Origin of the sequence: Serratia sp. (in: enterobacteria) (assembly GCF_046715635.1) — a bacterium.
Lineage (GTDB): Bacteria > Pseudomonadota > Gammaproteobacteria > Enterobacterales > Enterobacteriaceae > Chania.
This window is the reverse complement of sequence record NZ_JBKJYW010000226.1, coordinates 1-9,015: the sequence shown is the minus strand read 5'-3', so window position 1 is coordinate 9,015 and position 9,015 is coordinate 1. Positions and strand designations below refer to the sequence as shown.

At 50.5% G+C, this 9,015-nt stretch carries 7 protein-coding genes and 1 tRNA gene; 3 read left to right on the top strand and 5 right to left on the bottom strand.

Annotated features, from left to right (window positions below; genetic code table 11):
- Nucleotides 1–2: 2 nt before the first annotated feature.
- Together ACLQ7H_RS11505 and ACLQ7H_RS11500 are read left to right on the top strand one after the other, a co-directional pair.
- Nucleotides 3–79, top strand: a tRNA-Ile gene (locus ACLQ7H_RS11505).
- Between the two features lie 27 nt (nt 80–106).
- Complete coding sequence (locus tag ACLQ7H_RS11500; protein WP_411752779.1) at nt 107–481, top strand: hypothetical protein; 375 nt, start codon at nt 107–109, stop codon at nt 479–481.
- Nucleotides 482–501: 20 nt separating this feature from the next.
- Here ACLQ7H_RS11500 and ACLQ7H_RS11495 read toward each other — a convergent pair whose 3' ends face one another.
- The 5 genes from ACLQ7H_RS11495 to ACLQ7H_RS11475 all read right to left on the bottom strand — a co-directional run bounded on the left by ACLQ7H_RS11495 (nt 502) and on the right by ACLQ7H_RS11475 (nt 8,068).
- Nucleotides 502–825 (bottom strand): DUF1889 family protein, encoded by a 324-nt coding sequence (locus ACLQ7H_RS11495; RefSeq protein ID WP_411752778.1) that lies wholly within the window; start codon nt 823–825, stop codon nt 502–504.
- A gap of 225 nt (nt 826–1,050) precedes the next feature.
- On the bottom strand, nt 1,051–2,427 hold the full coding sequence (locus ACLQ7H_RS11490; RefSeq protein ID WP_411752777.1) for a DUF3999 family protein: 1,377 nt from the start codon (nt 2,425–2,427) through the stop codon (nt 1,051–1,053).
- Nucleotides 2,424–5,195 carry a DUF2339 domain-containing protein gene (locus tag ACLQ7H_RS11485; protein ID WP_411752776.1) on the bottom strand — a complete coding sequence of 924 codons (2,772 nt, stop codon included), beginning with the start codon at nt 5,193–5,195 and terminating at the stop codon, nt 2,424–2,426. Before ACLQ7H_RS11485 ends, ACLQ7H_RS11490 begins: the two co-directional genes overlap by 4 nt.
- A 103-nt stretch (nt 5,196–5,298) precedes the next feature.
- Nucleotides 5,299–6,756, bottom strand: coding sequence for an EmmdR/YeeO family multidrug/toxin efflux MATE transporter (locus ACLQ7H_RS11480; RefSeq protein WP_411752775.1), 1,458 nt, complete (start codon nt 6,754–6,756; stop codon nt 5,299–5,301).
- 235 nt (nt 6,757–6,991) lie between these two features.
- Nucleotides 6,992–8,068, bottom strand: a complete 1,077-nt coding sequence (locus ACLQ7H_RS11475) for a type I restriction endonuclease (protein WP_411752774.1) — start codon at nt 8,066–8,068, stop codon at nt 6,992–6,994.
- A gap of 408 nt (nt 8,069–8,476) precedes the next feature.
- On the opposite strand from ACLQ7H_RS11475, the gene ACLQ7H_RS11470 reads away from it, so the two are divergent.
- Nucleotides 8,477–9,015 (top strand): Qnr family pentapeptide repeat protein (locus ACLQ7H_RS11470; protein ID WP_411752773.1); only part of this gene is annotated, 539 nt, incomplete at its 3' end.

Here is a 9,015-nt window from a genome sequence, read left to right as displayed (position 1 = left end):
CTGGCCCCTTAGCTCAGTTGGTTAGAGCAGGCGACTCATAATCGCTTGGTCACTGGTTCAAGTCCAGTAGGGGCCACCAAATCTAACAAGGACTTACGCTAAAAACGTGGGTCCTTATTTTTTTCAGGATACCGCACCAAAGTATAAGCGAGTTTTACTTAGGGGATTAGTCATTAAAGAAACAAAAAATTGCATGCTCAGACGCGCCATTATGAGCATACCTTTTAATCTTCATGATGTTCCTGATGCTGTAACGATCCAGAATGTGCAGACCAGATGGCCGCTGTTAGCCGATGTGGGGCTTACTCCGAGGAAAATACTCGAACTGGCTAATAGTGATGATGAATCTATTCTTCCAGATAGCCTAATGAGAGAAATTATGGATTCTTTAAACTGGTATAACGAATATCACTCGTCATGCGTGATTGATAGATGGAACGAACGCCCCCACATTGATAGTGAAAGCGCCTGGAGTAGTTAACCCATTTACTAACGGTCAACTCACACTAGTGCCCGGAGTTCTTCTTGCATGTACGAAGAAAAGTATTCGGGATTTTTAATAACAACACGACCACCCGACTGAATTTTATCAGCCCATCCGGCCACTTTTTTCGTGAACCCGGTATCCCATCCCTCCTTAATACCTCGTTCAGTGACATCGGCTGCGCTAGCCGGCACACCTAACTCTCTCAAATACTTAAATATTCCCTTAGCGGTACTTTCATCCATGGGATGCGGCGTGGGTACTGATGTGTTCATACCGCCAATGAAGTCCAGTGCTTTATCTATTACTGTTGACATACTCTTATCCTTAAAATTAACCATGTAATAAACAAGTTTATAATATGAACCAAAACAAGCCGTGATGTCATAGGGATCATTAACTTTATTTCATTTTTCGCGCGGTCAAACAATTGAGGGAGGATTACTTGTTGTCGTCGGTATAAATCCCTTCAGAGATGACATCTACCAACTGTATCAACCACCAAAGGGCAACACATGCAGTATCACCCCTCGGTTTTCCACTCGCCCCCGCCAGCAATCACCAGCTTATTCTGGCTTCTGTTGAACCTCTTTCCACAACTTCAGGGCCAATAGCACCAATCCCCCCGCCCCCAGCACCAATAGGAGCCAGAGCAGACCTTTCTTCCACATGCTGGCCTCTTCTGCGGCATCCACCGCGCTCAAACGTTCGGTGCCACCCAGAGTCACTTGGGATTGCAACCCAGCTTCTGGCAACGCATCGGCATCTATCGTTTTACGCAGCTCTGCCGGGATCAGGCTATCTAAAGGGATCGCCTGAGGTTGGGCGGCTTTATTTCCCCACGCCAACAGGAATGGAGAGGTCCCCTGAGCATTGAAGATCAAGGTTTGGCTATCACGCTGTGCCGCGACTTCTGGCAGTGAATCACCCCATTGCTGGTTGATGCCCTTCAAGCGGATACCCTGCACCAGCAAGCCGTTCAGCGGGATTGCCTCAGCGGTGCGTCCATTAACCGAGAACACCACCTGCTTGGTCAGAGGGTGCCAACTGTCATTAGCTGCGCTGCGGTAATCGAGCTCGAGTGGCAGTACCGTATTCCTCTGCGTCGGTCGAATGCTGATATTGTTCAAGGGTTGAGGATTCGGCCAGCTATATTCAGCCTCACTGGCCGAAATGGCTTTTTGGTTGAAGCTCAGGCCAATTCTTTGCTGCTCGGTATGTCTGGAAGCCGAAATTCCCTGCACTGACTGGATCTTCAAATCAGGGGCCGTTTTGGCATCGTTGAACACCAAGAGCAGATAACGAGGTCTGGCATAGTCATCAAGATCGATGGTATCCAACAGCAACCGATCGCTGCCAGAGACCAGATCCATCAAGGGCACATCCTCAGCGCTGCTCGACCAATCTTTTAAATCGCTGCTATAAAACAGGCTAACGCGGGTCTGCCAATTCTCGGGCAGACGCTCCCAGGCCAGCTTCAGTTGGGTCAGACGGGGATAGTCGCCCTCATGCTGCGGGATCTCCAGCAGATAGGTATTCCCCATTGGCTTGTCGCTATCCACCGGTAAGGTCACTTCAACACCACCAGCGGATTTTAGCGAAATCACCTGCTGTTCCTGATTGGTGACCCTTTTGCCCTTCATCGGGAACAGGCGTATAGGGAAAGTCTGGCTATTTTCCTGAGTGGTAACGTTCGCGGTCAGCGCAAAGGGGACGGCCTGCCCCTGATTGTTGAACACCCGCACATCGCGCAGATCCGGCCAAACGCTCTCGGTATACACCGCCTCAGGCAGTTCAATACGGAAAAACGGCGCGCCGCCTTCCGTGGTTAGCGATATGCCATAGGCGAAATCTTGCGGTTTTTCAGCCACCGGTTCCGCACTGGCAGCACCGGCCAGACAAAGCGATCCCAGCAGCAACCAGTTATTCAGTTTTACTTTCATACATTCCCTCGTTCGCTTGCCACATTGGGTTCCTTACCGCGCACCGCTTTGGGTGGCAATGGGGAAAAATATCCCACGATCAACACCAGTATCGCCACACCGATAAACGAGATGGCACGAGCCAATCCACCGCCCCGCGCGCTATCAACCAGCATTAATTTAACAATGACGATGCCGAGCAACGTCGCACCGCCAAACCAGACCTCACGTTGTCCGCGACGGGTTGAAAACACCATAACGATCAGCGCTATCAGCATCCACAGCAAAGCGAAAGTGGTCTGCACCAGACGGGAGGCCCAGAGCGTATCGGCCCGCCAGGCAATATCGGCGTAATAGGCCAGCGCACGCAGGACCGCCCCATTGCCCCACCAGAACAGCACAGCGATGGTAAACAGCGGCAGCACCTGTTTCAGCAATGCGGCAAATTGCGGGTATTCCCGCCGGGCAAACAGCCCCAGAGTCACCAGCGCCAAGAGTGCAAAACCAGCGCCCTCTTCCAACGGGTTCAACAGCGGCAAATAACGCCAGCCTATACTGACCCCATCAAACAGGTTGCCTACCAGCAACAGCAGCAAGGCCAACGCCGCCAATGGGGCCAAGGCTATTGCACCATACAGCTGACGATGTTCGGCAAACGGCCAACATCCTTTACGCAGTGCACCATGCGTGGCCAAAATGATCAGGGAGATGAAGCCCATTTGCAGGCCCAATCGCCACTCATCCATGCCCCACGGCAAGCGCATCGTGCGCCAAAAGACTTCATAGCCCAGCGCAAATACCACCATCCAGAACAGAGAAAGGTGTAATCCTTGCTGCAGGCGCAGTAACGGCAGGGATCCCGCTTCGCGCTTCAGCAGCCAGTACGCCACCGGTAAAGCCAGCAGCCAGACCAGATTCGGCCAGCCGAAGGACAATAAAGAATCCAAGTCGACCAATTGGAACATCAGCAAGGCCAACATGCCCGGCCACAGCAGCCAAATGCTGTAACGCAGTTCGAGCCAGGCCAGCCTTTGTGCCGTCCAACGCCACAACACCACGGATAGCGTCAACAAGGCCAACGCCAGGAAAGCCCCGTAGCCATAATCCAGCGGTAATCGCCCGGCGAACCCAAGCAGACAGGCCAGCCAGAGCAGGATGCCGCCAGCCAGGAAGGAACGGCTGACAACCAGCCTGAATGCAGCATTGCTCTCCAGATCGCACCAGAGGAATGCCACCGCGAGCCAAGTTAATGCCAGTACGGCGAACACCAGCGTGAAGGAAAGCGTCGTCATGCCCGCGCCAAGAGCGACCAAGGCAGAAGCCAAGGCCAGCACCAGCAGGCCAGAGCCACTGAGGCTCATGCGGATTTGCTTTTGCTCACGACCAAGCCAAAGAATGCCCAGCCCTTCCAGCGCCCAAGCCATGGATGTCCACTCAGCGGACAGTGCCAATGGGATCGCCAACGTAGTGAACACCCCGCCCAGCGCCAAACCGGAAACCGCCAACATTCGGCCCAGGGATGGGTAACGCTTCAATGCAGCCCAGGCCAGTAACAGGTAAGCCAAACCGAAGCCCAGCGCCGAGAACGCCGGGCCAAACTCCCACTGGCGGGTAATCAGATACTGCATGCCAAAACCGATTAACGGCGGGCCAAACAGCAGTGCGCCATCGATAATCTTCTCGCCAGGCAACTGCGCGCGCAGAGTCAAAGCCAGGCATAGCACGCCAAAAATCACGATATTGGCAATCAGGAACAGCTGGCAGCCCAGATAGTATTCCGGCAGGTAATTGTTTACCCCCCACAACCCGGCAACGCCAAAGGAAAACACAAAGCCCAGCAGGTTAAGCGGCCGCCACGGCTGCCAGACACTGATCGCCAAAATGCCCAGCGAGAGCAGCAGGTAATAGGAAAATAGCGCGATATAACTGCCGCCCCCCGTGGACAGCAGCAACGGCGAAAGATAGCCGCCAATGCTGGCAAGCATCGCCAGGCTGAGGGCGCGCTGCAATACGGCCAGGCTCACGCTGGCGGCGCAGATTACCAGCATCAGGCCAAATGCCAGCATATGTGGCAACAGTTGATAAAGCCGGAAGGCACCAAATACGGTGATATAGAGCGCGCCAACCGCGCCCCCTTGCAGGATCAGAGCATAAAGCGTCTGTTTAACACGCAGACGCCAGCCAAACCACAGTAAAACACCGCTCGCCACCGCCGCGCCCATTAGCCTGAACTCAATAGGCAGCATGTCGCGTTCAACGGTGTATTTCATCAGGTAGGCCAAACCGAAGAACAGCAGCAAGACACCCAGCTTCGCCAGCGGATTGCCTTGCATAAACCAGCCCACCAGCCCGCTGAGCAAGTCGTTTTTCGGTTGCTGCGGTTTATCAATGGCGGGTTTATTAGCAACAGGTGGGCGAGGGATGGTTGTTACTGGTGCGGCTGGTTTTGGCACTACGGGCTCCCAGGCGGAGATAACCGGTGGAGGCACGGCTATTTCAGCAGCGGGCTGCACGGCAGACTGTTGTGCAGCATGCGCCGCAAAGTCATGCGTTGTCTTCGCAGCCACAGGTGGCGCCTGGGGAACAGGCGTTGGCGTCGGCCGCGATCTTCCGGTTGCCTCGAAGCGGAGATCGTCCACCTGTTTTTGCAACTGGGTGATAGTCAGTGTCAGTTGGGCAATTTCCCGCTGGTTACGATTGCCACGGCCGAGCGATACCACCACTGAAATGGGCAATACCACCAGGCACAAGAACAACGCCAAACCAGCGATAAATAGTAATCCATCCATGGTGCACCTTTAGATCATTTATCGTGGCTTCAGTCTTACACCAAAACATAATCGCCGACAATGGATTGATACTACCGACCCGGCTCAAACTAATAAAATACCGTTAGCTTGGCGGCTGCTCTGTGGTTGCCTCGGGCTGGTTTTTGCTAAGCCGCGGATACTTCCATAGCCAGCGCCCGCTGACCATACGCCAGTAGAAGAAGACTCCGCGAACGGCCCAGTCCATGAACATCCCCAGCCAGACGCCCACTACGCCCATGCCCAGCACGATGCCCAAGATATAACCGGCGACCACCCGGCAGCCCCACATGCCCAACATCGTCACCCACATGGCAAAGCGGACATCGCGTGCGCCCTTCAAGCCAGCGGGTAATACCCACGACGCGGCCCAGATCGGCATAAATGCGGCGTTGAGCCAAATCAGGATTTTGACGACCTCTTTAACATCGTCTTCCTGGGTATAAAATGAGGCAAACAACCCGGCAAAAGGAGCGGTTCCCCAGGCAAGCGTCGTCAGGCCAATCGTCGCCAGCCAGAAAACGTGCTTCATCTGCCGCTCGGCCTGAGCAATTTGCCCTTTCCCCAGACGCTTACCGACGATAATGGTCGAAGCAGAGCCCAGGGCATTTCCCGGCAGGTTAATCAGTGCCGCAATAGAGAAAGCAATAAAGTTACCGGCGATGACGTTGGTCCCCATCCCGGCGACAAACATTTGTGTCAGCAGTTTGCCAGCGTTGAACAGCACCGATTCGATACTGGCGGGAATACCAATCCCCAGCACCTCACGCAGGATGCTGCTGTTGAGTGGCGTAAAATAGCTTTTGAGCGTAATACGTAGCGCCGGATTAAAGCCCACTGCCAGAACAGCAATAATGGCGATCGCGCCAATATAGCGGGCAATGGTCAGCCCCAGCCCCGCGCCAACAAAACCCAGCCCTTGCCAGCTAAATACCCCATAAATCAGCGTACTGCTGATGAGGATGTTGAGGATATTCATGCCGCCATTGATCAGCAGCGGGATCTTGGTGTTGCCAGCCCCACGCAGGGCACCACTACCAATCAGGGCGATGGCGGCTGCCGGATAGCTCCAGACGGTGGTTTGCAGATAAGAGAGCGCCAGCGCTTTGACTTCAGGCGTGGCTTCACCGGCGATCACGTTAATGATCTGTTGCCCGGCCAAATGGATCCCAACTGCCAGCAGCACCGCCAGCACAGTCATTAACACCAGCGACTGGCGTGCCGCCGCCCGTGCCCGTTTACGATCGCGAGTGCCAAGACTAAAAGCCACCACCACCGTGGTGCCCAGATCCACCGCCGCGAAAAAGGCCATGATGACCATGTTGAAGCTGTCTGCCAGACCCACACCTGCCATCGACTCTTTACCGAGCCAGCTCACCAGGAAGGTGCTGAGCACCCCCATCAGCAGTACGCAGGTGTTCTCTAGAAAGATCGGTATCGCCAGTGGCGTGATCTCGCGCCAAAAAAGCACCCGATAGCTTTTTCGCTTGGCATACCAATGCGTTTTGGCAACGCGCTGGCGCAGTAGCCCGTGTAAGTTCAAGGTTGGCCTGTAGCAAGGAAGTGAAACGTCGTTTCAAATGATGGTTTATCATCGCTTATTCTGCAAGGCATTTTTTTCGCTATCGGTATGAAACCGTAACAATGTGTTGATTAGTTCAAATCCAAAAAAATGAATAAAAATAAATTTTTATGTTTGCTATAAATAATAACTTAGCAAATTTCCCATCCAGAAGTATTAATAAGTGGCCATGTTGAACATAGCCACTCTTCACTAATTAATTATAACCTTCCGCCGTGCATTTAAGATGTTCAGCATGTTGGTAGATGTCATCCAATATTTCTATAGGATAACGAGTTTCTTTTTTATCAGAATCAAACAAACCGACATACAGCTGACTCCGATTAAAATGAAGTCTACAAATAGGTTTTCTATTATTATCATCAAGCAATACACCGAAATAACTTTTAGTATCGCGATAAGTAATTCGACTTGGCTCAACAACAGTACGAATTATAGATTTAACGATATGAAAACCCTCAATCTCAATTTCAGTGGTTACAATACCATCATCATCTTCAACAGGTACTAACGGCTCAACAATCTCCTCCTTAGGTTCGATTGCTAAAGGCTGCTGAGCCCCACTGATTGCAGACTTAAGACGTTCATTTACCTGATCATTTAACCACTGACTGGACGCTTTTTTGGTTAAAGTAGTAAACAACTCACGTACTTTTTGAGTCAATATCCCATCATAGACTCTAGACGCAAAGAATTTTACAAAATCTTCCTCAGGATTGTTAAACTGAGTTGAAATTATTTTCTTAATTTGACTTACATACTTTAATTCACCAGCCGCATTTACTATTGACTCTACATCAAATGTTGACTTGGTTAACTTGGCTATCTCAGGTACCACATTTTCATCAATATCCAACAAGTCTAGTTCAAGAAATGGCTTTTCATCCATTTTGTTAGGAGCATCAAGATCGGTGAAAAATTTATATATCTGCCCGTTAGTTAAAATGGATATCCTCGCATTGGTAACATGGAAATACCTAAACAATTGCGAAGCATGGTTAACGTTTAACGGCTCACCAATCTTTTTACATTCAACAAGTATCTGAATCTCATTGTTTTTCAAAATGGCGTAGTCTATTTTTTCACCTTTTTTTATCCCAACATCACAGATAAACTCCGGGGTAACCTCCGTTGGGTCAAAAACATCATAGCCAAGCACTTTATTAATGAATGGCATCACGAAAGCGCTTTTTGTGGCCTCCTCAGTTTGAATAACTGCAGCCTGCTGTTTGATCTTAGCTGAGAGACTTTGTAACTCGCCCAAAAGTTCCATAAAAACCCTCCGTGTCAAATAGTTATAGTTTCTTCACGTTATCTAATTTATATAAAAAAAACGCTGTTGTCCTTTTTTATTTTCAGAACAAGACAATGATCACTTAATTTCAAAAAGATACTAAACCAATTGAATCAATTAGATTGTGAATAATGCATAAATTCTACTAAAAACTGCTTTGTCAGTTATCAGATAAATGACTTTAACTTATTAAAATTAAAATAATATATAATCGATATTATTTAAATGTAAATAATAAATGTAAGATATTGTATTAATCGCAATAAAATGGAGTTGTACTTTACCTTGGCTTTATCTGAGCACACAGACGCCTTTCATAGCCAATTTCCTTTCCCTGTCTTCCTCAGGTATTATCGCTATGAACTGTATAAAAAAACAGGTTAAAACATGCAACCCATACTGCTGCAATCCGTCAAGATTGCCCACGATCAATTCCGTGGTGAAACCATCACTAACGGCAAGTTTATGAACTGTGATTTCTCCGGCACCGATCTGACCGATACGCAGTTTATCGGCTGCATCTTCTATGACGAAGAGACCCAGCTCGGCTGCAACTTCAGCCGCGCGGTGTTGAAAGATGCCAGCTTTAAAAGCTGCGATCTCTCGCTGGCCGATTTCAGAAATACCCAGGCCCTCGGCCTGGAGATCCGCGAATGCAAGGCACAGGGGGCCGATTTTCGTGGTGCCAGCTTTATGAACATGATTTCTCAGCGCAGCTATTTTTGCAGCGCCTTTATCATCAAAAGCAATCTGAGCTACAGCAACTTCTCCAAGGTGGTGCTGGAGAAATGTGAACTGTGGGAAAACCGCTGGAGTGGCGCTAACGTGCTGGGTGCCAGCTTTATTGGCTCCGATCTGTCCGGCGGGGAGTTCAATCAGTTTGACTGGCGGGCCGCCACCTTCAACCACTGCAATCTGACCGGCGC